Source organism: Pseudoalteromonas sp. MSK9-3 (genome assembly GCF_003590335.1).
GTDB lineage: Bacteria > Pseudomonadota > Gammaproteobacteria > Enterobacterales > Alteromonadaceae > Pseudoalteromonas.
This window is the reverse complement of sequence record NZ_MIET01000027.1, coordinates 242,677-268,353: the sequence shown is the minus strand read 5'-3', so window position 1 is coordinate 268,353 and position 25,677 is coordinate 242,677. Positions and strand designations below refer to the sequence as shown.

22 protein-coding genes are annotated in these 25,677 nt (G+C 41.8%); 11 read left to right on the top strand and 11 right to left on the bottom strand.

All coding sequences use genetic code 11. The annotated features are described in order from the left end of the window. Positions 1-25: 25 nt before the first annotated feature. The 5 genes from BGP78_RS12515 (at position 26) to BGP78_RS12495 (ending at position 6,561) form a co-directional block, all read left to right on the top strand. Positions 26-1,708 carry a chloride channel protein gene (locus tag BGP78_RS12515; RefSeq protein ID WP_119861671.1) on the top strand — a complete coding sequence of 561 codons (1,683 nt, stop codon included), beginning with the start codon at positions 26-28 and terminating at the stop codon, positions 1,706-1,708. A gap of 13 nt (positions 1,709-1,721) precedes the next feature. After that, positions 1,722-2,156: a CopD family protein gene (locus tag BGP78_RS12510; RefSeq protein ID WP_010362829.1), complete on the top strand. Its 435-nt coding sequence runs from the start codon at positions 1,722-1,724 to the stop codon at positions 2,154-2,156. A 105-nt stretch (positions 2,157-2,261) separates the two neighbouring features. Further along, positions 2,262-3,278, top strand: coding sequence for an aspartate carbamoyltransferase (locus BGP78_RS12505; protein ID WP_119861670.1), 1,017 nt, complete (start codon positions 2,262-2,264; stop codon positions 3,276-3,278). 17 nt (positions 3,279-3,295) lie between these two features. Then, a complete protein-coding gene (gene hemL, locus BGP78_RS12500; RefSeq protein ID WP_119861669.1) occupies positions 3,296-4,576 on the top strand; it encodes a glutamate-1-semialdehyde 2,1-aminomutase in 1,281 nt (426 codons plus the stop codon). Positions 4,577-4,719: 143 nt separating this feature from the next. Further along, on the top strand, positions 4,720-6,561 hold the full coding sequence (locus BGP78_RS12495) for a methyl-accepting chemotaxis protein (RefSeq protein ID WP_119861668.1): 1,842 nt from the start codon (positions 4,720-4,722) through the stop codon (positions 6,559-6,561). 25 nt (positions 6,562-6,586) lie between these two features. Here BGP78_RS12495 and mrcB read toward each other — a convergent pair whose 3' ends face one another. From mrcB to BGP78_RS12475, 4 genes are all read right to left on the bottom strand, one after another. Continuing rightward, positions 6,587-8,953, bottom strand: a complete 2,367-nt coding sequence (gene mrcB / locus BGP78_RS12490) for a penicillin-binding protein 1B (RefSeq protein WP_119861667.1) — start codon at positions 8,951-8,953, stop codon at positions 6,587-6,589. Between the two features lie 121 nt (positions 8,954-9,074). After that, positions 9,075-10,304, bottom strand: coding sequence for an ammonium transporter (locus BGP78_RS12485; RefSeq protein ID WP_119861666.1), 1,230 nt, complete (start codon positions 10,302-10,304; stop codon positions 9,075-9,077). Between the two features lie 9 nt (positions 10,305-10,313). After that, the gene (locus BGP78_RS12480) at positions 10,314-10,652 is read right to left on the bottom strand and encodes a P-II family nitrogen regulator (RefSeq protein ID WP_119861665.1); all 339 of its coding nucleotides are present in this window, start codon (positions 10,650-10,652) and stop codon (positions 10,314-10,316) included. Between the two features lie 168 nt (positions 10,653-10,820). Next, on the bottom strand, positions 10,821-12,053 hold the full coding sequence (locus tag BGP78_RS12475; RefSeq protein ID WP_119861664.1) for a diguanylate cyclase: 1,233 nt from the start codon (positions 12,051-12,053) through the stop codon (positions 10,821-10,823). A 275-nt stretch (positions 12,054-12,328) separates the two neighbouring features. On the opposite strand from BGP78_RS12475, the gene BGP78_RS12470 reads away from it, so the two are divergent. After that, a complete protein-coding gene (locus BGP78_RS12470) occupies positions 12,329-13,837 on the top strand; it encodes a S10 family peptidase (RefSeq protein ID WP_119861663.1) in 1,509 nt (502 codons plus the stop codon). Between the two features lie 136 nt (positions 13,838-13,973). Beyond that, the gene (locus tag BGP78_RS12465; RefSeq protein ID WP_119861662.1) at positions 13,974-14,789 is read left to right on the top strand and encodes a DUF2797 domain-containing protein; all 816 of its coding nucleotides are present in this window, start codon (positions 13,974-13,976) and stop codon (positions 14,787-14,789) included. On the opposite strand, the gene BGP78_RS12460 is transcribed toward BGP78_RS12465, so the two are convergent. Then, complete coding sequence (locus BGP78_RS12460; protein ID WP_119861661.1) at positions 14,762-17,278, bottom strand: EAL domain-containing protein; 2,517 nt, start codon at positions 17,276-17,278, stop codon at positions 14,762-14,764. The two genes, BGP78_RS12465 and BGP78_RS12460, sit on opposite strands and share 28 nt — an antisense overlap. Before the next feature lie 76 nt (positions 17,279-17,354). Here BGP78_RS12460 and BGP78_RS12455 point away from each other — a divergent pair, with 76 nt between their 5' ends. Next, entirely contained in the window at positions 17,355-17,657 is a 303-nt protein-coding gene (locus BGP78_RS12455) for a DUF4144 family protein (protein WP_119861660.1), read from the top strand. 15 nt (positions 17,658-17,672) lie between these two features. Here BGP78_RS12455 and BGP78_RS12450 read toward each other — a convergent pair whose 3' ends face one another. The 6 genes from BGP78_RS12450 to BGP78_RS12425 all read right to left on the bottom strand — a co-directional run bounded on the left by BGP78_RS12450 (position 17,673) and on the right by BGP78_RS12425 (position 22,666). Then, the gene (locus BGP78_RS12450) at positions 17,673-18,590 is read right to left on the bottom strand and encodes a histone deacetylase family protein (RefSeq protein WP_119861659.1); all 918 of its coding nucleotides are present in this window, start codon (positions 18,588-18,590) and stop codon (positions 17,673-17,675) included. Positions 18,591-18,701: 111 nt separating this feature from the next. Then, positions 18,702-20,258, bottom strand: coding sequence for a serine hydrolase (locus BGP78_RS12445; protein ID WP_119861658.1), 1,557 nt, complete (start codon positions 20,256-20,258; stop codon positions 18,702-18,704). Positions 20,259-20,272: 14 nt separating this feature from the next. After that, on the bottom strand, positions 20,273-20,776 hold the full coding sequence (locus BGP78_RS12440) for a gamma-glutamylcyclotransferase family protein (protein ID WP_119861657.1): 504 nt from the start codon (positions 20,774-20,776) through the stop codon (positions 20,273-20,275). Between the two features lie 14 nt (positions 20,777-20,790). After that, the gene (locus BGP78_RS12435) at positions 20,791-21,414 is read right to left on the bottom strand and encodes a LysE family transporter (protein WP_119861656.1); all 624 of its coding nucleotides are present in this window, start codon (positions 21,412-21,414) and stop codon (positions 20,791-20,793) included. Continuing rightward, positions 21,398-22,192, bottom strand: coding sequence for a hypothetical protein (locus tag BGP78_RS12430; protein ID WP_119861655.1), 795 nt, complete (start codon positions 22,190-22,192; stop codon positions 21,398-21,400). Before BGP78_RS12430 ends, BGP78_RS12435 begins: the two co-directional genes overlap by 17 nt. Before the next feature lie 3 nt (positions 22,193-22,195). Then, the gene (locus BGP78_RS12425) at positions 22,196-22,666 is read right to left on the bottom strand and encodes a CreA family protein (RefSeq protein WP_119861654.1); all 471 of its coding nucleotides are present in this window, start codon (positions 22,664-22,666) and stop codon (positions 22,196-22,198) included. A 66-nt stretch (positions 22,667-22,732) separates the two neighbouring features. On the opposite strand from BGP78_RS12425, the gene BGP78_RS12420 reads away from it, so the two are divergent. The 3 genes from BGP78_RS12420 to BGP78_RS12410 all read left to right on the top strand — a co-directional run bounded on the left by BGP78_RS12420 (position 22,733) and on the right by BGP78_RS12410 (position 25,585). Next, a complete protein-coding gene (locus BGP78_RS12420) occupies positions 22,733-23,062 on the top strand; it encodes a 5-carboxymethyl-2-hydroxymuconate Delta-isomerase (RefSeq protein ID WP_119861653.1) in 330 nt (109 codons plus the stop codon). 58 nt (positions 23,063-23,120) lie between these two features. Further along, positions 23,121-23,831, top strand: a complete 711-nt coding sequence (rsuA, locus tag BGP78_RS12415; protein WP_119861652.1) for a 16S rRNA pseudouridine(516) synthase RsuA — start codon at positions 23,121-23,123, stop codon at positions 23,829-23,831. Between the two features lie 122 nt (positions 23,832-23,953). Further along, positions 23,954-25,585 carry a methyl-accepting chemotaxis protein gene (locus BGP78_RS12410; RefSeq protein WP_119861651.1) on the top strand — a complete coding sequence of 544 codons (1,632 nt, stop codon included), beginning with the start codon at positions 23,954-23,956 and terminating at the stop codon, positions 25,583-25,585. Positions 25,586-25,677 lie beyond the last annotated feature (92 nt).

Genomic DNA, 25,677 nt, shown 5'->3' with positions numbered 1-25,677 from the left:
CTTTAATATGACATGGAATTAAGATATGTCGCTGGATACATTACGGCGTAGTTTGGCCAAACCCAAAACATCCGTGCAACTGTGTTTACTCGGTGTGTGTGCAGGACTAATTGCGGCTATTCTGATCATATTATTTCGTCTCACCATTGTACTCGTGCAATCAACCTTTCTAGACTCTCCTGATCATTTTTCGCAACTCCCTGAGTTTCAACGTGTTGCACTACCTGTTTTGGCCGCTTTACTGATTGCCCTATTCGCTAATTTAACAGGCTTTAGGCATTATAGACTGGGTATTCCTTTTGTGATCCACCGTATCAAACATCACTACGGACAAATGCCGATTTGGAATACCGCGAACCAATTTTTTGGCGGAGCTGTAGCACTGATAAGTGGCTTTTCTGTTGGCCGTGAAGGTCCTTCTGTTCATATGGGAGCTACCGGTGCAAGTATTTTAGCTGAGCGGTTACATTTACCTATGAATGCCTCTCGTACACTGGCTGGCTGTGGTGTCGCTGCGGGTATAGCGGCGTCATTTAACACACCGCTGGCTGCTGTTATTTTTGTAATGGAAGTCGTTTTACGAGAATACAAAATACATATTTTTGTGCCCATCATGCTCGCCGCAGTAACGGGGGCCTTAGCAACGCAGTTTGTATTTGGCGCAGGATCTGAGTTGGCACTAATCAATATCACGCCTTTGAGCTTTTGGCACTACCCTTATTTAATTCTGTGTGGCGCAATTCTCGGTGCCGTCGCCTTTAGTTTTAATCAAAATCTTATGCTCATTATAAAAACATTTAAACCATTGAGCATGTTACCAAGACTAATGTTAGCTGGGCTAATTGCGGGCCTTATCGGCTATATGGTGCCTCAAGCAATGGGGTCAGGGATGAGTGCGATCACCATCGCTGTAGATTCACCAGAAAACATTCAATTACTCACAACAATACTCATCGCTAAATTGCTTGCTACGTTATTTGCGATAGGGCTCGGTATACCAGGCGGGTTAATTGGTCCCGTTATCGGACTTGGGGTTGTTATGGGCACGTTAATGTCCTTTTTTGCTCAGTTTATTACCCCAGGGGTTGATGTCAGCGGCACCTATGGCGTATTAGGCATGGCAGGGTTACTTGCGGCTACCTTGCATGCCCCTTTGGCGGCATTAACTGCGGTAATGGAATTGACCTCTAGTCCAGAAATCATCGTACCTGCAATGCTGGTGATCTCTACCGCCTATGTGACTGCACTGCAAGTGTTTGGTAATCGTTCTATTTTTTTACAGCAACTTGATTTTCAGGGCTTACCTTATCAAGTTTCTCCCGCCAGCGAAGCGCTGCAAAAAGTGGGGATAATGGATGACATGGACGAACAATTTAAATTGTTATATTCAGATGATAAAGAACAAATAAAAGAAACACTCGACGCTGTTAATAGTCAAACCCCGCTGATCGTTTATGATGAAGAACACGGTTATCGGTTAGCTGAATATGACCTAAATTTAATGAGTGATCAAAGCATGAATATTTCTTATATTCCGCTTCAAGGCCTGAGCAGTCAAGCAACCTTGTCAGACGCATTTGATGTACTCAAAGATAAACGCAGTGGCGCAGTATATATTTACAATCAAAAAGATAATCAACAAATAATGGGGATATTACGCTGGGATCATATCCGTCACATTTTAACCACGCGTAATAGTTTACTTTAATATTGAGGGCACAATGAGCTTACTTCTAACTTTCAAAGCGTTACATCTCTTTTTTATGATCGCATGGTTTGCGGGGATTTTTTATCTTCCTAGATTATTTGTCTACCACGCAATGACCGAAGAAAAGTCATGCAGTGCTATGCTTAAAATAATGGAGCGTCGATTACTTTATTTTGTTACCCCATTTGCAATCCTAACTCTGGTTTTCGGCGTATTAACTATCGTTGAATATGGACGTGAGTGGTTCCGGTACAGTATGTGGCTACACTACAAATTAGTACTGGTGATCATCCTTTATATTTACCATGGCTTTTGCTTTAAATTACTCGCTGATTTTAAGCATGACAGAAATAAACGAAGCGATCGCTTCTATCGTTACTTTAACGAGTTTCCAGTGCTGGTATTACTTGCAATTGTATTGCTCGCGGTACTCAAACCAAGCCTTTAATTGTGTTACAATGGCGCGCCAAATAACCATGCGACTGCATGCACGTTATGATGGTGGTTTGCTGCGCCGCAAGCCCGTTGTCAATCAGTGATTAGGAACCACCCCATGTTAAGTTTCCAAGGTGAAAACATTCTTTCCGTAAATCAATTGGACCGAGAGGCAATTGAGCATATTTTTGCTGTCGCAAAACAAATGGAACCTTATGCAAAAAAGCATAAGCGTACGCGTGTTTTAGAGGGCGCTATCTTAGCCAACCTATTCTTTGAACCAAGTACTCGAACACGAGTGAGTTTTGGTACTGCATTTAACTTACTCGGTGGTATTGTCCGAGAGACAACAGGTATGCAAAGCTCTGCATTAGCAAAAGGTGAATCTCTCTACGATACTGCACGTGTCATTTCAGCTTATGCTGATGCCGTTGCGATGCGCCATCCTGATGCAGGATCAGTCGCAGAATTTGCGACAGGCTCAGACGTTCCCGTAATTAATGGCGGTGACGGGCCAAATGAGCACCCAACTCAAGCCTTATTAGATTTGCTGACAATAGATCGAGAGCTGGGTCGTTTTGAGCGTGGAATCGATGGAATGCATATTGCTCTGGTGGGTGATTTAAAATATGGCCGCACAGTGCACTCTTTATCAAAATTACTCTGTCACTATAAAGATATTCGCTTCAGTATGGTTGCACCTGACGGATTACAGATGCCCGATTACATCTTAGATAGTGTCAGCAACGCCGGTCATAAAATAGAAATCGTGTCACAAATGGAAGGCAACCTAGCCGCTGATATCGTCTATCAAACACGTATTCAAGAAGAGCGTTTCCCTTCTCAAGAAGAAGCAAATAAATACCGTGGTGGCTTTCGGATCAGCCAAGCAATTTACAATGCGCACTGCAAACCAAACTCCGTATTAATGCATCCGCTGCCGCGTGATAGCCGCAGTGACGCAAATGAACTAGACAATGATCTCAATAATAACGACAACCTCGCAATATTCCGTCAAGTACAAAATGGTGTCTTGATCAGAATGGCGTTGTTTGCATTAACGCTTGGCGTAGAAAACCAAATTACTCAGTATGAAGCAGATGTACCTTGGTTCAGCCGTAAGCGTAATAGCTAAGCAGATAGGAATTTAACATGACCATAAGCCAAGATTTATTTTCTCGTGCACAAACCTCTATTCCAGGAGGTGTAAACTCTCCTGTGCGAGCATTCAATGGTGTCGGCGGTACACCTTTGTTTATTACCAAAGCAGAAGGGCCTTTTACCTACGATGCCGACAACAATCGTTACATCGATTACGTTGGCTCATGGGGACCGATGATCTTAGGGCACAATCACCCAGAGATAAAACAAGCCGTGTTAGCCGCAGTAGAAAACGGTCTAAGCTACGGCGCCCCAACTGAAGCTGAAATTCTTATGGCAGAAAAAGTCAAAGAGCTAGTTCCTTCAATTGAAAAAGTACGTATGGTAAGTTCTGGTACAGAAGCCACTATGAGCGCTATTCGTTTAGCGCGAGGCTACACTAATCGTGACAAAATCCTCAAGTTTGAAGGATGTTATCATGGCCATGCAGATTCTTTATTAGTTAAAGCAGGCTCAGGCGCACTCACCATGGGCGTGCCTAGCTCCCCTGGGATCCCAGAAGATTTTGCCAAACACACGCTCACCGTATCATTTAATAATTTAGATGAAGTGAAAGCCATCTTTGCACAGTACCCAGATGAAATATCTTGTATTATCGTGGAACCGGTTGCAGGTAACATGAACTGCATTCCCCCTGAGCCTGGTTTCTTGCAAGGTTTACGTGACGTGTGTGATGAACACGGCGCAGTACTCATCTTTGATGAAGTCATGACAGGTTTTCGGGTGGCACTTGGTGGCGCTCAAGCTTACTACGATATCCAACCAGATTTAACCTGCTTAGGAAAAGTGATTGGTGGCGGTATGCCTGTCGGTGCATTTGGTGGTAAACACGCCATTATGGATTATATTGCCCCTGTTGGCCCTGTATACCAAGCCGGTACTTTATCAGGTAACCCAATAGCTATGGCCGCCGGATTAAAAGCACTAGAGCTTTTATCTGCTGAAGGCTTGCATGATGAACTTGAAGCAAAAAGTAAAGCGCTATGCGAAGGCTTTCAGCAAGCTGCTGATACCGCAGGTATTCCACTAACCACCAATTTTGCCGGTGGCATGTACGGTTTCTTCTTCACTGACGCGAAGTCGGTTACCAGTTACCAGCAAGCAACAGAATGTGATTTAGAGCGTTTTAAGCGCTTCTTCCATCTAATGCTAGAAGAAGGTGTTTACTTAGCCCCCTCAGCATTTGAAGCTGGGTTTGTGAGTACAATGCACTCAGATGAAGATATTCAAAATACCATCGCTGCTGCGCAACGTGCCTTTGCTAAATTGTAATACACTCAGAGTTGTTACAGTAAATTATTGAATAAAAAGCCCGAAAGGGCTTTTTTTATGCCTGTCTATTTTATTTTGAACTAATATTAGTCATTACACGGTCTACTCTTCTCGAATATTTTTAACATTCAAAAGTGAACAATATGCAAGGACTAAGAACGCTCAGCGCGCCTGCGACTCAATTTATGGCGCAATTAAAATACAAAACAAAAATAACCTTAGTGTTCGGTATTTTACTGGTTCCATTGAGTTTAAGCTTATTTTTTCTAACCAACATATTGTCTGACTCGATACGAGTGAGCAAAGAACAGCAACATGGCTTAAGTATTTATCCAAAGTTACTCTCTAATATCATGCAGGCACGGCCCGACAATAATAAGCAAGTCGCTGAAAGTGCTGGTTTTCAATTAATAACTCAGCAAGATTCTTCGGTACTTGAGCTCGTATCCATTCAATCTAAACTGGCAATCGATGATAATTTAACTCGCTCTTATATCAATAGAACGCTTGTTGAATCCACGCCTCGCCTACTGGCTCAAATCAATGCTGTCGCAGAGCAAGCTAATAAAGTGATCAATGCTGGTCGCTTCACACCAGATAGCTTTATTGCACTGTCTAATTTGAACAAGGGGTTACCGACTTTTAACGAACAACTGCAAAGTAAGCTACTCGTTGCCCTACATGCAATGCCAAGTACAAAAAAAGTGTTACAGCCACATGTGGATGCACTAGAGAAAAGCTTAGATGAATACAAAAATGCCGTCACCAATAAGTTATTGGAGCCTGATAACCTAGAGCTCAGCGCGAGTCAGTTTTCTCGCTTTCATCAAAATGTGCTGAATGACGTCAATGCGTTAGTTAACGCTGCAACCCCACAATTAAAAACATTGCTAACTCAGAAGCTGGAACAGCAGCGCTTGATCCGAAATACCGTCGCATTTGCTGCACTTGTTAGTTTATTAATTGCCATCTATTTAATGTTAGGGTTCTATTTCGCAGTATCAGATAGCATTTCAAACTTTTCTCGTACTGCTGCAAGAGCGGCCGGTGGCGATTTAAGTGCCAAAGCAACAGCCCATGGTAAAGATGAAATGTCTATCATCGTCGAGCAGTACAATAAGGTTATTGATGCCTTCGTGCATTTATTAGAAGACGTGAATGTGACCAGTGGCGACCTACACACTGCGACCAAACAACTCAGTCAAATCAGCCAAGACACCCGTGATGACGTTGACCAGCAACAAAATAAGATTCAAACTATTCATAGTGCTTTAAGTGAAATGGCACACTCTGCCGACTCGGTTGAGACCTCTGCACAACATGCAACTGAACTTGCGAGCACAGCAGCACAGCACGTAAAACAAGGCACAACCAATACCACTGAATTGGCTCGCCATATGACAGAGCTACAATTGGAGTTTGAAGAAAGCCGAGGCGCACTCGATAAACTCGCGCAAGACAGTCAAAATATCAGTAAGGTCAGTGCTGCTATTAGTGAAATCGCAGAGCAAACAAACCTATTGGCACTCAATGCAGCCATTGAAGCTGCAAGGGCCGGAGAACAAGGTCGTGGTTTTGCGGTTGTTGCCGATGAAGTACGCACACTCGCAAAGCGCACACAACAGCAAACAGAAGAGATCCACAGCATTATTAGTTCGCTCCAAAATGCATCGAACGATACGCAAAGCAAAATGCGCAATAGCGTTGAAAAAATGGAACTCGGCGTCAATGCTGCCAATCAAACTAATCAAGTGCTCCAAGCCGCAGAGCAAAGTATGATCGACATTGATCAGCAAGGGCACCTTATTTCAGACTTAGTTAAACAGCAGTCTAGTGCAACCCAGCAAGCACTGGCTGATTCAAGTGAAATAAGCAGTCTTGCCGAGCATACGTTGGTATCTGCCGAAGCCACTCAAGAGGGGGCACACAAGCTCTCAACCATGGCGACTAATTTACAAACCGCGATGGATCAATTTAAAACATAGCCACCCGACTATATAAAGGCCTAAGTTATTGAGCACATTTAGGCCTAGGTTCAAATTCGCTGGTTCGTATCGGTAATTGGATCACTTTACCGCACCCTGGTGGCGCTTGTTTGCCTGTTTTTTCATTGACAAAAGCCCAGCGAACGCCAGCAGGTCTTGTATCTGCAATGGCTTGTGGGTTTAAAGGCTTTAAATAACGGATGTATAACTCTAACGCACCGCTGGCACCGGTCAAACCTGTTGGACGGTTATCGTCTCGCCCTAACCAAGTAACGGTTACCGTATTATGATCAAATCCAGCAAACCAACTATCTCGTAGATCATTACTTGTGCCCGTTTTTCCTGCAAGTTGAATTGACGGAAAGTGCGCATTAATACGCCGTGCTGTACCATCTTTCGTTACCCGCTTTAATCCATACTTTGTCATATAACTGGCGTCTGCAGAAAATCGCTTCTGTGCATCAACATCATGCTCATATAAAACCCGCCCAACCGCATCTGTCATCGCCGAAATACTGGTTAATTTTCGATATTGCCCGCCACTTGCAATGGTGGTGTACATTTGTGCCACATCAAAGCTAGAAAGCTCTATCGCGCCTAATAATAAAGAAGGATATTGATTTATCGTGTCTTCTATTCCCAGTTTATTTAGTGATTCAGCAACGTTATGAACCCCGATATCGAGCCCTAGATTCACCACGGGAATATTAATACTGCGACTAAACGCCCTAAACAATGGCATATATCCTCTAAACTTATGATCAAAGTTTTCAGGTTGCCAAGTATCGCCAGCTTCATCTGTTACTTGTAGCGGAGAATCATCTAATAACGTGCCTAAGTTGTATTGTGATTGCTCTAACGCCGTTAAATATACTGCAGGCTTCACCAGTGAGCCAATATTACGTTTGGTATCTAATACTCGATTAAAGCCGTTGTAGCGCACCTCCCTACCCGCAACCAATGCCGACACACCGCTTTTTTCTATGTTAACTGAAATCATGGCGGTTTCTAGTTGCTTGGTTTTAAACCGCCTTTCTAAATACGGTAACCCAGCGCCGATTGATTGCTCCATGGCCGTTTGTTTTTGCAAATCGAAATACGTGAAAATACGCACCCCAGCATTCACTATTTCTTGATTTGGCAAGCGCTTTTTCAACTCTCGGTTAACCAGTTCTAGGTATCCCGGGTAGCTCTTGTGTAAGCTATTTTTCAATGTTTGAATTTTGATAGGTCGTGCCAACGCTAAGCGAAATTCATTGGTACTGATATGGCCGGACTCTGCCAGCAAACGTAAGACCAGATCTCTGCGTTCTTGCACGCGTTCAGGGTAGCGTCGCGGATTATAATAAGAAGGCCCTTTAACCATCGCAACCAATAACGCAATTTGATCAAACTCTAACTCATCAACCGGCTTTGCAAAATAAAACTCAGCAGCTAAGCCCATGCCATGAACACCTTGGTTATATGCTTGGCCTAGATATACTTCGTTAAGATACGCTTCAAGTATCTCATCCTTGCTGTACCTGTAATCTAAAATTAATGCGATAAAGGCTTCATTAATTTTGCGCACGATGGAGCGCTCTCGTGTTAAATAAAAGTTTTTTGCCAATTGCTGAGTGAGTGTACTGCCCCCTTGCACGGTGCGGCCGACTTTAATATTGGTATAGAATGCGCGCATAATCGACCACAGTGATACACCATGATGCTCATAAAAATCTCGATCCTCGACTACCAATAATGCTTGCTTGAGAATATTCGGGAATTTTTCTAACGACACAAATTCACGGTCTTGATTACTTTCATTACCAATACGGGCTATTTGAACGGGCTCTAATCGGGCTGAATTAACCCTACGGCCATTTTGATCAACAATGCTGGCTAGCTTTTTACCCGCAAAGTTTAAAGTAAAGGTACGAGCTTGCTCACTGCCATCATGAAAATTAAAACTGCGTCGATGCACCTCGATGGTTCGCCCTTGCAGCACATATTGCCCAGTGCGGTTTATTCGATTAACTTGTGAATAATTTAAGCGTTTTAATTCCCATAACACCTCATCTTCTGACAAGTACTGATCAGGATAAAAATTCATAGCACGTGCATACACCTGCACTGGCAGTTGCCACTTATTCCCTTCAAATTGTTTGGTGATTTTGGCGTCGAGATACACTACATAAAACGCCACGACCACAATACATGCTAAACTCCCTTTCCAAATTAAGTTCCAGATGGTACGCAATGTACGCTGCTTAATTCGTTGTAACAAAGGGGCATTGGTCGGCTTTTTGGCTGCTCTTTTTCTAGGTTTTGGCTTTGCTGTTTTTGCGCTGCTTTTAGTGGCTGACTTACTGACTTTATCAGTGCTTTTTTTAGAACCTGCGTTTTTTTCTGCCATGCCTACCGTACAAAAAGAAATATTAAATAGTTGATAAGCGTAGGTTACCTCAGATTAACCAGACCTGAAAGTCACAACGGGCCCTTAGGCCCGTAAATATTCTGATATAGAGTAAGTAAGTTTACTGAGAACGCACACTCACAAATTCAGGATACGCATCGACACCACAATCATGTTGATCCATGCCATTTATTTCCTCTTCTTGACCCACTCTAATTCCCATTGTTGCTTTTAAGAGTGCCCACACCAAATAAGACACAACAAATACAAAGCCTAAAATACAGAGCACACCAATTAGCTGCACACCAAAAGTAGCATCGCTATTAGACAGCGGTACTAACATGACCCCCAACATGCCACAAGTACCATGTACTGAAATCGCTCCCACAGGATCATCTACCTTCGCTTTATCTAAAAATACGATACTAAATACCACCAGCGAGCCTCCTAATGATCCTAATAAGCACGCCATTAACGGAGTCGGAGACGCAGGTTCAGCAGTAATAACCACTAGGCCAGCTAACGCACCATTTAAAATCATCGTTAGATCTGCTTTACCCCACAAAACTTTACACACCAACAATGCGGCAATTGCCCCTGTGGCCGCCGCCGCGTTCGTGTTTAAAAGTATTTGACTCACCGCAACTGCGTTTTCTTTGTCTGCCAAAAAGAGTTGAGAGCCTCCATTAAAGCCAAACCAGCCCATCCACAGTATAAAAGTCCCCAGTGTTGCCAGAGGCATATTTGAGCCTGGGATCGGGTAAATCTCACCGTTACGACCGTATTTCCCTTTGCGCGCACCCAGCAATAATACACCCGCCAATGCAGCAGCAGCCCCCGCGCCATGCACAATGGCAGAACCGGCAAAATCAACAAAGCCTAGTTGTGATAAAAACCCACCACCCCATGTCCAAAACCCTTCGACCGGATAGATGAAGCCGGTCAATACGACTGTAAAGGCTAAAAATGCCCATAATTTCATACGTTCAGCGACTGCGCCAGATACTATCGACATGGCTGTTGCAACAAATACCACTTGAAAGAAAAAATCAGCCTCTAACGCATGGGTGGCATCGGTGCTTGCTGCACCAATCAAAGCACCAAACTCAGGGACGACTCCGCCCTCCGTATTTCCCACGTACATAATGTTATAGCCAATCAGCAAAAACATGGTGCATGCAATGGCATATAACGCGATGTTTTTGGTTAATATTTCAGTGGTATTTTTAGAGCGGACAAGCCCAGCTTCGAGCATGGCAAAACCCGCCGCCATCCACATAACCAGTACGCCAGAGATAAGAAAGTAGAAAGTATTTAATGAAAACTTCAGTTCTATTATTGCATTTTCCATGATGGTTCCTCAGATAGCTTCTTCGTCTAGTTCACCAGTACGGATCCGCACTATTTGATCTAAATCGTAAACAAATATTTTTCCATCACCAATTTTCCCTGTGTGTGCTGCTTGTGTTAATACATCTACAACACGCTGTGTGTTTTCACTTCGAGTGGCAATTTCTAGCTTAATTTTGGGAATAAAATCCACTTGGTATTCAGCCCCTCGATATAACTCAGTATGACCTCGCTGACGCCCAAACCCTTTAACATCAACCACCGTCATCCCTTCCACGCCTAAATCGGCAAGTGCTTCTCGTACTTCATCCAATTTAAATGGTTTTATTATTGCACTTATCATTTTCATTGTTCGTCCCCTTAGGACAGGCTTATCCTGTACACAGGGGTAATCCAACCTTTATGCCATAATTTTTTATTGTTTATTTTGAAAGACTTAATATATTTAATATTGCGAGGCGTATAAAAAATGCACCATGAAGGTGCATTCTATTTATTTATGAGCTGAACTGGTGCGCTAGCTATGGACCACCACACAGTTACGTTGCCGAGCTTTGGCTTGATAGAGTGCTTTATCCGCTGCACGCATTATTTGGCTAAGAGAACCATGGTTGCAAAATGCTAAGCCGATACTCACCGTACTAAACAATATTTCACCATTAATATCGAACTGTGTTTTTGCTAAACGGTCACGAAAGTCATTCATTGCCCGCTCTGCCACTTGCATATCATTGCCCGGTAGCACCACAGCGAACTCTTCCCCGCCGATCCGAGCAACTGTACAATGATTAAATGCACTTTTAAGTAAATCAGCAACTTGGGTTAGAACTGAGTCCCCACCTTCATGACCATATTCATCGTTAATACTTTTAAATAGGTCTAAATCAAGCAGCGCCAATATATACTGGTCAGGTTTTGCCTTAAACAATTTTTCAGCTTGTTGACAGAAGAAGCGGCGGTTATATAAACCCGTTAAATAATCTCGGTGTGCATACTCTTTAATTTCAGCAATTAAATTTAATTGCTCCATAGTCTGCATTATGCGGCAATGAAACTCTTCATTCATAAAAGGCTTTGCTAAGAAATCATTGGCACCAAATTTAATAAACTTAGCCGACAAACCATGGCTCCCTGCCCCTGACAGGCCAATAATCGCCAATTCATCTCGGCCTCGATTATTTCTTATGGCTTTAACTAACTCAAAGCCATCCATGGTCGGCATAGCATAATCCGTTAATAGCAGCTTGATCTCATAATCTTCTTTAAGCATATGTAATGCTTGCTCACCATCTTGTGCTTCAAGCACAGTAAACAGCTGCTTTTCGAGCATTTGTCGCATAACTGCACGACTGATCATCGAGTCATCGGCAACCAATGCTTTACAGCCTTGGTTACGCAGAAGGCGAGAAACCAGCTTTACAGCGTATAAATATGAGTCACGGTTGTCTTTGATAACATAATCAACCACACCGAGCTCTAGCATTTGCTGACGGCTGTACTCATCAATTTTTGACGTGAGCACCACGGTAGGTACATTTTGTCTTAGCGTATGTTGAACAACTTCTCCATCCATAGCATCGGGTAACGTCAAATCGACCAAGGCCAATGTATATTGATGCTTACTCAAGTATTCTCGACTTTCTTTTAAAGACCACGCAAAGTCTATTTCAACTTCTAAATATAAGCTGGCTAAATGACGCAGCACTTGCTGTACCACTTTACTGTCTTCAACAATTAAAACTCTTTGCATGGTAACGAGGCTCTATAACTACTAAGAGAAATGGGACGATTCAAGGATTTAAACGACTAAATACTTTAATGCGACATAATAAAGTCGTAAATATACGCGATTTTTGTTACAAAAAAAACCACAAACACGTTACAAATTACAATCAACTTAGCATTTGTACCTAGGCTATTTTCATTAGAAGCAATAGTCTCACCATCTAGCCATTTAAACTCAAATCCTTTGCAATATATAGAATATTCCTCTTTAATTAATCAATTGCAAAACATAGGATTATTATGAAACCCGTTACAATATTGCTATTTATACTGACCTTGGTCTGTTATAACGCCAGTGCCAGCGAGCATGCACGAGCCATCGACATTGATAGCCACGTGATCACCAAGCATAAAGCGACCATTAATGATCAAAAGATCAGTTATACCGTCAATACGGGTACCCAGCCGGTATGGAATGCGCAAGGGCAACCTATTGCAACTTTACACTACACCTATTACAAAAGAGATAAAATCAAAGACGACAGTAAACGCCCATTATTGATTTCTTTTAATGGTGGTCCAGGCTCGGCTTCGGTATGGATGCATGTTGCCTATACCGGGCCTCGCGTGCTTAACATTGACGAAGAAGGTTACCCAGTGCAGCCATACGGTTTGCAAGATAACCCGTTTTCAGTACTTGATGTGGCAGATATTGTTTTTGTGAACCCTGTAAATACCGGTTACTCACGAATATTACCCAACAAAGATGGCAAAATGCCAAGTAAAGCAGAGCAAAAGAAATTGTTCTTTGGTGTAAATGCCGACGTAACGTATTTAGCAGAATGGTTAAATACCTTTGTTAATCGTCACAACCGCTTTCGTTCACCCAAATTTCTCATTGGTGAAAGCTATGGCACAACCCGTGTCTCTGGGCTGGCTCATGCTTTGCAAAATCAGCAATGGATGTATATTAACGGGGTAATTTTAGTCTCGCCAACCGATATTGGTATCAAGCGTGATGGTCCAGTCAAAGCGGCTAATAGACTCCCTTATTTCGCTGCTGCAGCCTGGTACCACAAAGCCCTCACCACCGAGCTACAAAATAAAGATTTGCTTGAGGTCTTGGAAGAGGTTGAAAGCTATACCATTGATCAATACTTACCCGCGCTCGCAAAAGGCGCATTTATTAGCGAACAAGAAAAACAACACACCATTACACAAGTAGCTAAATACAGTGGTTTGTCTGAAAAATTTGTTGCACAAAACAACCTTGATATTCCAAATGCGGCGTTTTGGAAAGAGCTATTGCGTCATAAGGGTTATACATTGGGTCGCTTAGATTCTCGCTATTTAGGTATTGATAAAAGAGATGCCGGATCTCGACCTGATTACTGGCCAGAACTTACATCGTGGTTGCATTCATTTACCCCTGCGATTAACTATTATTTGAGAGAAGAGCTAAATTATAAAACCGACGTAAAATACAATATGTTTGGTAACGTGCATCCTTGGGACCGCAGCAATAATAAGACGGGTGAACAATTGCGATTAGCGATGGCACAGAATCCCTATTTGAATGTGATGATCCAAGCAGGTTATTACGATGGAGCAACCAATTACTTTGATGCTAAATACACCCTTTGGCAACTTGATCCAAGCGGAAAAATGCGCGACAGACTTAGCTTTAAAGGGTATCGTTCAGGCCATATGATGTATTTACGTCGAGCCGACCTTGAAAAGTCAAATCAGGAATTACGCGAATTTATAAAAGCGTCATTACCCAGCGCAGACAAAGCCGCTAAATACTAAGCAATTGATTACCTTAAAGGCGCAGACCATACTGCGCCTTTTTCCTCTGTTGTATTCATAAATTCTTTTCGAATATTCGCGCTGCATCGCGCGCTTTGATAATATTACTTTTTTAAACATCTTTAGGGGCGTAAAGATGCAAGGTACTTTGAGCAAATTAAAAGCACAACTGACCAATCCTATCCAATACCAACTTCCGGTTGGGGATGAACTCATTAACTTAAATGACTTTATGGGTAAAACAATCACATTGACGCATACTGGCAATATTTTTTGTAGTAACTGCGGTAAAAAAACCAAAAAGAGTTACTCTCAAGGCCACTGCTTCGTTTGTATGAAAAAGCTTGCTAGCTGCGATATGTGTATCATGAAGCCGGAAACCTGCCATTATGATCAAGGAACATGTCGAGAACCTGAATGGGGTGAGAATAACTGCTTTGTTCCTCACTATGTCTATCTGGCCAATACTTCGGGTTTAAAGGTCGGTATTACACGCCATACTCAGATCCCTACACGTTGGATAGATCAGGGAGCAACACAAGCATTACCCATTTTTAAAGTACAAACCAGATTACAATCAGGACTGGTTGAAGTCGCCTTAGCTGAGTTTATTGCCGATAAAACAAATTGGCGTAATATGTTAAAAGGGATCAGTGTTGATGCTGATTTAAAAGTGGCTGCAGCTCAGTTGATCCCCCAGATACAAGCAAAATTAGATGAACTTGCAGAGCTATTTGGTGCAACGGCCATTGAAAAGCTCGATGAAGATGTTATCGATTTATCGTTTCCAGTCGAGACATTCCCAAGCAAAGTTACCTCATTTAACTTTGATAAAAATCCAGAAGTCAGTGGTGTACTACAAGGTATAAAAGGCCAATACCTTATTTTCGATACCGGTGTGATCAACATCCGTAAATTCACTTCTTATGAAGTGAGCTTTACTGAGTTGTAAAAATTCATCCAGTTATTGGCAGCCAGAGGTTTACAAAACAAATAGCCTTGTAAAGTATGACAGCCCAGTTTTTGTAAAAACTGGCGCTGCTCTGGCTTTTCAACACCTTCAGCAACAACTTGTAAATTAAGTGCTTTAGCCATCGCAATAATGGCACTGACAATTTCACTATTGCCATACTCATCTGGAATTTTAGCAATAAAACTGGCATCAATTTTCAAAATATCAATGGGGAGTTTTGTCAGGTAGCTTAAGGCTGAATAACCTGTACCAAAGTCATCTAATGCAATCGACACACCTAAGTTTTTGAGCTGTTTTAGCTGCATTTTTGCCTCATGTAAGTTACTAATAAAGCTACTCTCGGTCAGTTCAATCTCTAAGTATTGACCTTTCAAGCGATGTTTAGTCAACGCATTCGCCACCGTTAAAGCCAAATCCCCCTGAGATAAGAATTGCGCCGATATATTAATGGCAATACGGCGGATCTCTGCACCTTGAGAACGCCAAAATGCCATTTGCTCACACGCTCGATTGACCACCCATTTATCTAATTGAGTGATCAATCCAAGTTCCTCAGCTAACGGAATAAACTGTGCAGGTGAGATCATGCCTAAATTAGGATCTTGCCACCGAAGTAAACATTCAACACTATTTATTCTACTACTGGTTAAGCACTGTAAGGGCTGAAAATACAATTCAAATTCACTATTCTTTAGCGCACTTTGAAAACGGCTCAACATAGACAAACGCTCTAACGAGCGCGCATTCATCGAGGCTTTGTATAGCTGAAATGAATTACGACCAATTTCCTTAGAGCGGTACATTGCGACATCGGCATGTTTGAGCAGGGCTTCGCTGTCTAAACCATCTTCAGGGTAAATTGCGGCACCTATAGAAGCCGTTGCAGCAACACATACTTCACCCAATTCAAATGGCATACTCAATTGCTGCAGAATTCGATTGGCAAAGCTGACTACGCTGTCGATGTCTTTTACTTCCGTTAATAAAATAACAAATTCATCTCCGCCAAGCCGAGCAAGAGTATCTCCTTCTTTAAGCATGGCCTTTATCCGTTCACTCACTTGCACTAACAATTGATCTCCAGCGCTATGACCCAAAGAATCATTTACTTCTTTGAAGCGATCTAAGTCAATAAACATCACCGCCAAAGTTTGTGTATCTCGGTGGGCACTGGCAAGTGCCATAGATAAACGATCATGAAATAAGCGTCGATTAGGCAAGCTCGTCAACTCATCAAAATACGCAAGCCTGACTATTTTTTCTTCTGCATTTTTACGTTCTGTAATATCGCTAAAAATTGCCGCATATAGTACATCTTCACTATAGGGCTCTTTGATCTCAATGATCGTTAGCCACTCAACATAGACATCGCCATTTTTTTTACGATTACAGATCTCACCTTGCCATACACCTTTTTCGCTGAGTTGCTGCCACATCTGCTGATAATACTCCTCACCATGCAAGCCTGAACTCAACATACTTGGGTCTTTTCCCAATACTTCATAATCATGAAAGCCTGTCAGCGCGCTAAATGCTGGGTTAACTTGAATGATCTCACCTGTGCTACGCGTGATCATAATGCCATCTAATGACGCATCAATGATCCGATTGGCTAAATACAAATTCTTTTCTGATTTTTGTAACGCAATATCTCGCTGAGCCAAGACCTTTTCAAGCTCACTACAATAAGCGGTTTCTATCTCTGTAAGCACATTTTTCAGGCCCAATAAACCGATCACCTCATGGGTATTCGCGTCTTTAACAACCAAATGTCGAATGGATTTAGTGGTCATTAATCGATATGCATCAAATAAACTGTCACTAGGAGTCACGTAATGCATGGGATAACTCGATAATTGCCAGCAATGTATTTGCCAATCAGGATTCAGCACCATATAGGCAATATCTCGTTGCGTTACGATGCCATATTGTTCAAGCGCTTGGTTGTACACCAGCACAGCCGTAACACGCTGACTTTTCATCACTTCTATGGCACGTGAGATGCAATCATCACTTTTCAAAATACATACTTTCCGCTCGAAGTGTTCTTCAATCGGCCTGAAATGTAAATAATGATCAAGCCCTTGATTACGAACAATATCAGATAGTGACACCACTCCAACGGCTTGCTTATTCTCGTCTTTTACTAATAGGTGGCGAATAGCAAGTTGATGAAACTTAATCGTTGCCTCCCCTAAAGTTTTATCAATGCCAATAGCATGCACCGGTGACGCCATCAACGCACCTATTGGCGTGTGAGTAAAAGTCGGATTTTCAAAATTCAATTTTACGCAGTCTGATTCAGTCCAAATCCCTGCAATATCATTACCCTTTAGTACAAAAATAGCACTCACTTGGTGTGCTTTCATTTGCTTTACTGCATCAGTTAAAGGCGTATGCCATGAACAAGACACTAATTGGTTGGAAAATATATCTTTGACTTGTAATTGGCGGTTATCAGTTTCCATAAGCTAAACCTCGCTTTTTAGCACTGCAAGCCAGTATAATATTGCTCACCATTTATACTTTGATTGAAAACAAAAAATGACAATAAAGCACTACCCTCTACTGCTTATAATACAAGGTGGTATTGAGTACATAGAGAATCAAAGCATGTTAGATGCTTCGCTTTACAGTATTGATAAAAAAGAATTTAATGAAATATTCGTCATATATAACAACGGTGAGAGTCATGCCTTAAGCTCACCCGCGCCAATCAAAATATGCCTAACAGAATTGACCAAATTAGTGCAACAGTCTCTTGTTGATGATGGTCAGTGCTGTGTAGAAAAGATAGAAATAACAGATGTTTGCCAAGCATTTTATTTACTTCAAGACTCGGCTTAACGGCTTAGTAGATATTTAGCCGTTGACCAATGCTTTTATATGCGTAACGGCGCTACGCCCTAACGAAGATAAGTCGTACCCCCCCTCCAAATAAGAAATAATGCCCAGTGCACCGTAGTCTTTAACAAACTGTGTTACCTGCTCGGTAAACCACTGGTAATCAGCTTCAACAAACTTAAGGCTGCCCATTTCATCTTCTAAATGAGCATCAAACCCAGCACTGATCAACACTAACTGTGGAGAAAATGACTTAAGTTTAGGCAACCACTGCTGTTCATAAAGTGCGCGTAAATCCTTTCCATCACTGGCAATGGCCAGCGGAGAGTTCAAAACTGAGTCGGTGTTTTCAATCGCAGTATTTGGATAAAATGGGTATTGAAATAAAGAGCAAAACAAAACAGCAGGGTCAGATTTAAAAATATCTTGCGTGCCATTACCGTGATGTACATCAATATCAAGAATCGCAATGCGCTCAATCCCTTGCTGTTTGGCATAGGCTGCAGCAATGGCAACATTATTAAAGACACAAAAACCAGCTGATGTATGCTGGTTAGCATGATGTCCAGGTGGGCGCACACTGCAAAATGCAGCATCTAAATTACCCGCTAAGATTTCATCAACGGCTAAGATCCCAGCCCCCACAGCACGTTCTATGGCTTTAAATGACTCCGGACATAACCAGGTATCGCCATCTAATTCCGTTAATCCCTGCTCTGGTAATTGTGTCAACACCCGATCTATCAAAGCATGATCATGTACCAAAGCAATATGGTCACGGGTAGCGGAGGGTGCCTGCTTTTGCGTCACGGCAATATCGAGCCCTGACGCCAACAGCCTATCCGATATGGCATCCAAACGAGCTGGGCACTCTGGATGATCGGCGATCATCTTATGCTTGCGACAATGGGGGTGACTGATCACAGCAGTGCGCATTTTAGATCCTTTTGAAAAACTCATACACAATAAAACCAATGTGCACAGAGTGTAGCAAAGCTCATCTGTACATACTTTGCTACTTTGGTGTTATGAATACACACTCAGTCTTTATTTAGCCGTTAAGCTTAGATCATGAAAATCAAAACTAAAATCTGAAATATCAGGGTTCACAAATTCCATTGTGGCCGACTTTACTTGCTGGGTTTTGTCAAAAACAAAATCAATATAGGCATCTGCCTCTAGTAGCCTTTCGTCCCATCGCACCACAAAACGGTTTCCCGAGACATGCTCTAATTTGCCTTTGAGCATTTTAGTATGTGTAAAGTCAATACGCAGTTCACCCACTAACTCTTCAATAATAACATCACCATACCAATCACTTTTTAATGTACCGGTGTAATACTGTGCTGGAAAAGCTTTTCGGATCTCTTTAGGAAGTGTAATGCCTGCGTTGGGATATAACTGGGCTTTTTCATTTTTGTATTCTGTTGCTAATAACGTTACCCAATCTTTGTCCGTTTGCCCTAGTGCATCTTCAAACACTTCATGAATTATCGCAGTCAACGCTGGGTAAGCCTGTTGATTAGAAAGTACCACGACTCCCAGCTTCTTCTCTGGGATCATCGCAACCTGTGAAACCATCCCTAAGATCCCACCACCATGGCCCACTTTTTTATAACCAAAGTAATCTTCAATTGCCCAACCTAAACCATAACCTCTAAATTGTTGTCGGTATGCATTAAAAGAAGCGGGCTCTGTCAGGCGCATAATATGCGGGTGCCACATTTGTATCTGATGTTTGCTGTCATACAACTGCTCACCAGCTAACAATTTGCCCGATGCGAGCTGAGCAAGTAACCACTTACTCATATCATCAACATTAGACGCAATTGCGCCTGCACCTCGAAAGTCTTCTAAGTAATTAACAAAGAATGGTGTCAATTGACCATTGTCAGGTATGTTACCAATCGCCCAGTTAGTATTGTGCTTAGCAATGCGCGAGAAACCGGCTCTAGAACCATCCATTTTGAGAGTTTTGAAAATCCGCTGCTCGATAAATTCTCTCCAGCTCATACCAGATAATCGAGCAACCACTTCTCCTGCGACCACAAACATTAGATTATTATATGCATATTCACTACGAAAACTTGAAGACGGTGGAATGTACTGTAGTCCTTTAATAATATCTTGCACCGGCTTATCTGTGTCAGGCCAAATCATTAAATCCCCAGCACCTAAACCCAAGCCACTGCGATGGCTCAATAGGTCTCTGATAGTCATGTGAGCTGTAGCATACTCATCATATAAGCGAAATTCAGGAAGATGTTTAGTAACCTTGTCATCCCAACTTAACTTACCTTCATCAATAAGCATCGCTAACGCAGCAGCAGTAAACGCTTTAGAATTTGAAGCGATGCCAAATAAGGTGTTTTTATCTACTTTTTTACCAGATGCTAAATCTCTTACACCGTACCCTTTTGACAATACAACTTGATCATTTTCCACCACGGCAATTGCGATACCTGGCACATTAAATTGTGCCATTGCAGCGTAAACAGCATTATCAATATCAGTAATATTCACTCTCGCGGCAGGGGCCGCCCCAAATGAGCTAAGGCTCACAGTAAGTAAGGTCGCAGCGACCAATGTATTAAGGTATTTCATTATTAATAACTTCTTTATTTTGTATAGATTGAGAGTTCGGTTTCTTTGCGCTGAGCTTGCCTATCAATGACAGACGCTTGCTCTTTGATACGTGCTAAATAACTTGTTGGGAAGTGGTGCTCTAATGCCCCGGCATAGACATGCTGAACATACCAGTCAAACGGAAGCTGTGTCGTTATCAATGTATTGGCAATGTAACAATACGCACTCACATATTCACCTGACCTCAATTGCACGGTGACTTCTGTGCGGTCGTAACGTGCTCCTTCAACCTCATCGAGTAATGCTTGCTCACACTCATCCAACGCATACACAACCCCAAAAACAACATCTTGGGTGTTACTTGTTTGATGAATATTACACTTTGCTGAGCCATCCGTACTGAGCATCGAAAACTTCAGTTCAAAGCTTGATAACTGAGCAACCCCCACCTTTTTCGCCTGTGGTAATCGTGCAAACAGTCGCGGACTTGACATGTTAGAGCCAAATGCAAAGTTGTAAAAGGTGATACCTCTCATCGCTAAGCTCCTCTTTAAATAACGACTCGAACCGCCAATGCAATTAAAATGATACCAATCCCTCTATCAAACCAGTGCCCTGCTTTATGAAAAAATGCTCTTACCGCCTGTTTAGATAAGACAATCGATAAAAACGAAAACCACAACCATGTAGCAACTGCCATATATCCGCCATAAAAGGCTTGCACAACGCTTGGAGTTTCAGCCGATATAACCAAGGTAAACAGTGATAAAAAGAACAACGTTGCTTTGGGATTAAGCGCATTAACCAAAAACCCTCTGCGTAACGCTAAACCATATGACTCAACTTGAGACTGTTCATTGTTGACGCTTTGAGGGTCAGTATTTGCTTTTGCTCTAAGCGCTTGAATCCCCATATATGCCAAATAGGCACCCGCAACATATTTTAACGCATTAAAGGCCGCTTCAGATTGAGACAATAAAATCGCTACGCCAAGCAAGCAATACGTTACATGCACTAAAATGCCTAAAGCAACTCCCGCACTCGTCCACAAAGCATTTGTACGGCCGCGCTGAACACTTTGTTTCAACACAATCGCAAAATCAGGTCCTGGGCTCGCTACAGCAAAAAAGTGCGCAACTGCGATTAATAAAAACTCATCAAGATAGATGAACATGACGCTGCTCCTCTAAAGCCAACAACAATGGATTAGGCGTGTCATTTATATAATTCTTAAGTTGCTTTTGTGCCTTTTTATATACACCGCGCAAATGGGGTTTTAAGTGTTTTTTACCATCTATCTGTGGCTTAAAATGACAAATTAATGCATGCATAAAGACCGTTTGTGGCTCAGTTAAAGCGGCTTGGCGATTTGCATAGGGGTTGTAACACGATCCACACCCCCCTTTAAATTGATATACCGTGTTGCTCATCATGACGCCGAATCCTAAAAAGCAAGCCAATGCATCACTCGCTGCAGCAACTTGCGCTTCGCCTCCAGGCGGTAAAATACCACGATGATAAATCATCACCGTCGCCAGAGAACCGGCAAAACTTGCGACTAAATCTTGTGGTTGGTTAATTTGATTTGGGTTATAAGATAACTGCATATCAATTGCCGGTGCATTCACTAATTCGGCTTTCTCACCACGAATTTCATCTATGAAAGTAAACTTAGGCATACTTTGCTGCTGCATGTGTTGCTGCGGATTTACAACACTAATTGGCCATGATTGCATGCCAGCATAATGACTCACGCGCTTAAACACGGTACTGGCCATTTGCTCAACACTACTGACTTGATCTGGAAAAAACTTACCCGTTGGTTCAATAATTTGGGTGTCAGTCATAAAATACTGACCATCAAATTGCTCACATGCCCATACAAACGTATCAATTAACCATTCGACTTCAGAGTCGCTTAATAAAGGAGGTGATTTAAAAAGTGTCAACATAATTTACTGTGCCTTATTTGCCCATTCCCATGCCTGCGTCCCATACAAGGGCACTGTTGATAGTGCATGATGGTGACTGCCGCTGGTCTCTTTTGTTGAATATGATAAATAAATTAAGCTTCGTGTTGGTGCATCAAAAATACGTCTTACTTTCAATGATTTAAATAAGATGCTTTTCGATGTTTTGAACACTATCTCACCACTTTTTGATAAATTGATCTCTGCTAGTTGCTCAGCGGTAATGGGCCCGGTTTGACGACATGCAATCGACATGTCTGAGGGGTCAGAAAAATCAAGGTCTGCTTCTACGTGACTTATATGACAGGTAACGCCTGTTACTAATGGGTCTTGTTGAGCAGACACCACGACGTCTTTCGTCGTAAACAACCCTAAACTTACCTTGGCGGCATCATCAGAACAAGCAGATAATAGGCTAACGCCAAGTAACAGCGCTAAAAGTCTATAATTAACCATTTGGCTTTCCTTTCAAAGTTACTTAATATATTTGGCATTTACGCATAAACTACACAATAAGTCATCATGCCACATTTGATCATTGAACATTCTCATAATTTACCCATTTCTGAAGCCAATTTACTCAATGCACTACATGATACGGCAGCATCAACCCAATTGTTTGACCCATCTACCATAAAATCTCGCGCAATAGAATTTAAGCACTTTAAACTAGGGAGCAATAAATGTGGATTTGTCCATGTTCAGGCACATATTATTGAAGGCAGAACAATGGAGCAAAAACAACTCTTAAGCGATGCATTACTTCAACAGTTACAAATACAATTGACCGAACAATATCAATTAAGTGTTCATATTTATGATTTGACCCCACAAATATATCGAAAAAACTGAACTGAGCCGGTAGCTAACGTATAATGAGATATACGTTATACTTTTCCAATGAGTTTATATGAAATTTCCGTGTAGAATCGACAAATTTGTCAGCCACCTTACTGAATTACCTCGCACAAAAGTCAAAGCAGGCATCAAAAAAAATAAAGTAACTGTTAACGGCGAAACAATTACAAAATTTGACCATTCAATTACCTTAGACGACCAAGTTACATGGCAAGGTGAGTCATTAAAATACCTTGGAAAACGGTACTTTATGTTAAACAAGCCTGCTGGGTATGTTTGCGCAAATAGTGATGAGTTACACACGACTGTGTTTGATTTATTGGATGAAACGCACTTAAAGGATTTTCATGTTGCAGGACGTTTAGATATTGATACAACCGGGCTGGTATTGCTCACTAATGATGGAGATTGGTCACATAAGATCACCTCGCCCAAAAAGCAAAAATACAAAACGTACCTAGTTGAAACACAAGATATCATTACCTCTGAAGCAATCGAACAGCTTCAAAATGGCGTGCAATTGCACAACGAAAAACACCCAACAGCCCCAGCGATAGTTGAACAACTCGCCAGCTACAGCCTGCGTCTATCAATTTATGAAGGTAAATATCATCAAGTAAAAAGGATGCTTGCCGCCGTAGGCAATAAAGTCGTTGAACTGCATAGAGAAAATATTGCAGGTATCGCACTAGATGAAGCCTTATCGGCAGGTGAATATCGGCTACTGACAGATGAAGAAATTAACATAATTAATGCAAAATAGCCTTATATTACGGGAGTATGAGTAAATATCATCTCATTTTCCCGTAAATACGTTATATCTTACTTACATGATTTCAATAAACGTGATAATTAATATACTCGGCATGTTTTAAGGGGCATTTTGTGTTTTCATCATTAACGTTAAGAATTAAAATAATTTTATTCGCTGCAGCATTTTTCCTCTCACTGCTACTTGTTGCTATTTTAGGTTTGCAATCACTTCGACACGCAAGTGAAGTAGATAACATTGCACGAATAAATCAATTAATGAAAACCACAGTCAATATTGTCGAGCAATTTGAGCAATATGCTTCAAGTGGTGAATTGTCAGAACCCCAAGCAAAACAACTTGCGATTGAGATGCTTCGTAACAATAAATACCATGACTCTGAATACGTTTATGTGGTTGACGATAGTTTAAATTTTGTTGCGACTCCTCACGACCCGCAACTTCATGGTACCAGCTTTAATGATTTCAAGGATGCCAAAGGGCAAAGCATTGGCAGAATGGTCGAACGCTTAGTCGGCAGGAAAACAAATCAAATCATCACCTACCATTGGGACTCTGTACGCGATGGTGAAACCGTTGACTTAACCTCGGTAGTACAAAAAACAGCGAATTTTGGTTGGTATATTGGCACCGGAATTAGCTACAAAGAGGTAGATGAACGTTATTGGGAAACCGCACAGTGGTTGTTATCTTTATCCTTAATTATTGCGGTTGTACTCACATTCGCACTCAGCAAATTTGGTATTGGACTCTCAAACAAATTAGGGGGAGAGATTAACGATGTATTGTCTATCGTTAATCAAGTTTCAAGAGGTAACCTAACCTCCCCTATAAACACATCAGACGCGCACCCTGATAGCATGATGTCAGCAATGGACTACATGCAAAAAGGCCTACGAGATGTTGTAGGTGGAATCGTCACGGTGAGTGACACTTTAAAAGTACAAAGCTTTGATGGTGAAAAGCGCTCTGACGAATTGGAACATTTAACACAAAGCTTAAGTGATGAAACCCAAATGGTCGCATCAGCCATTACAGAGCTAACAGCATCAGCACATACTGTAGTCGACCATGCAGAACAAGCGGCAACGTCGGTCCAAGAAGCTGAGAACCAAGGACAAAATGCAGACAGATTAACCTCCAATGCAGCGGAAGCCATAGAAGTATTGGAGCAGCAAATTGACAGTGCAGGCAATAATATTCATGTTCTTGATGAAGAAGTAAATAACATTGCAAACGTTTTGAGTGTCATACAAAGTATTGCCGAGCAAACCAATTTACTAGCGCTTAATGCTGCAATTGAAGCGGCACGAGCTGGAGAGCAAGGGCGAGGTTTTGCCGTTGTTGCAGATGAAGTTAGACAACTAGCCCAACGAACACAAACAAGTACCGAAGAAATTCACACTATGATAGGCAAACTTCAATCGGCCACACAGGATGCAAAATCTTCCGTATCTTTGAGTATTGCAACCAGTGAAAAAACCGTAACCATGTCAAAAGAAGCCAGTGAAGAGCTTCGCAGAGTAGCAACCTCTTTAGGTGCTATCTCTCAAATGAGTCACCAAATTGCATTGGCGGCTAAAGAGCAACTTGATGCGGGTGAAGATACCGCTAGACGAGTGGTAACCATTTCAGATACTGCATCACAGACCGCAAATGTATCGCAGCAAGCACACTTGGCAACAGACAGTATTAAGGAACTAACAGCGACTTTAGAGCGAGAAATGGATAAATTCAACGCCTAATTTGACCGTTAAAAAATATAGTAATCAAAAGCTTAATACGAAAAAAGTTATTATAGTTTGTCGTTTAATTCTTTTTTCGTAAAAATTAATTA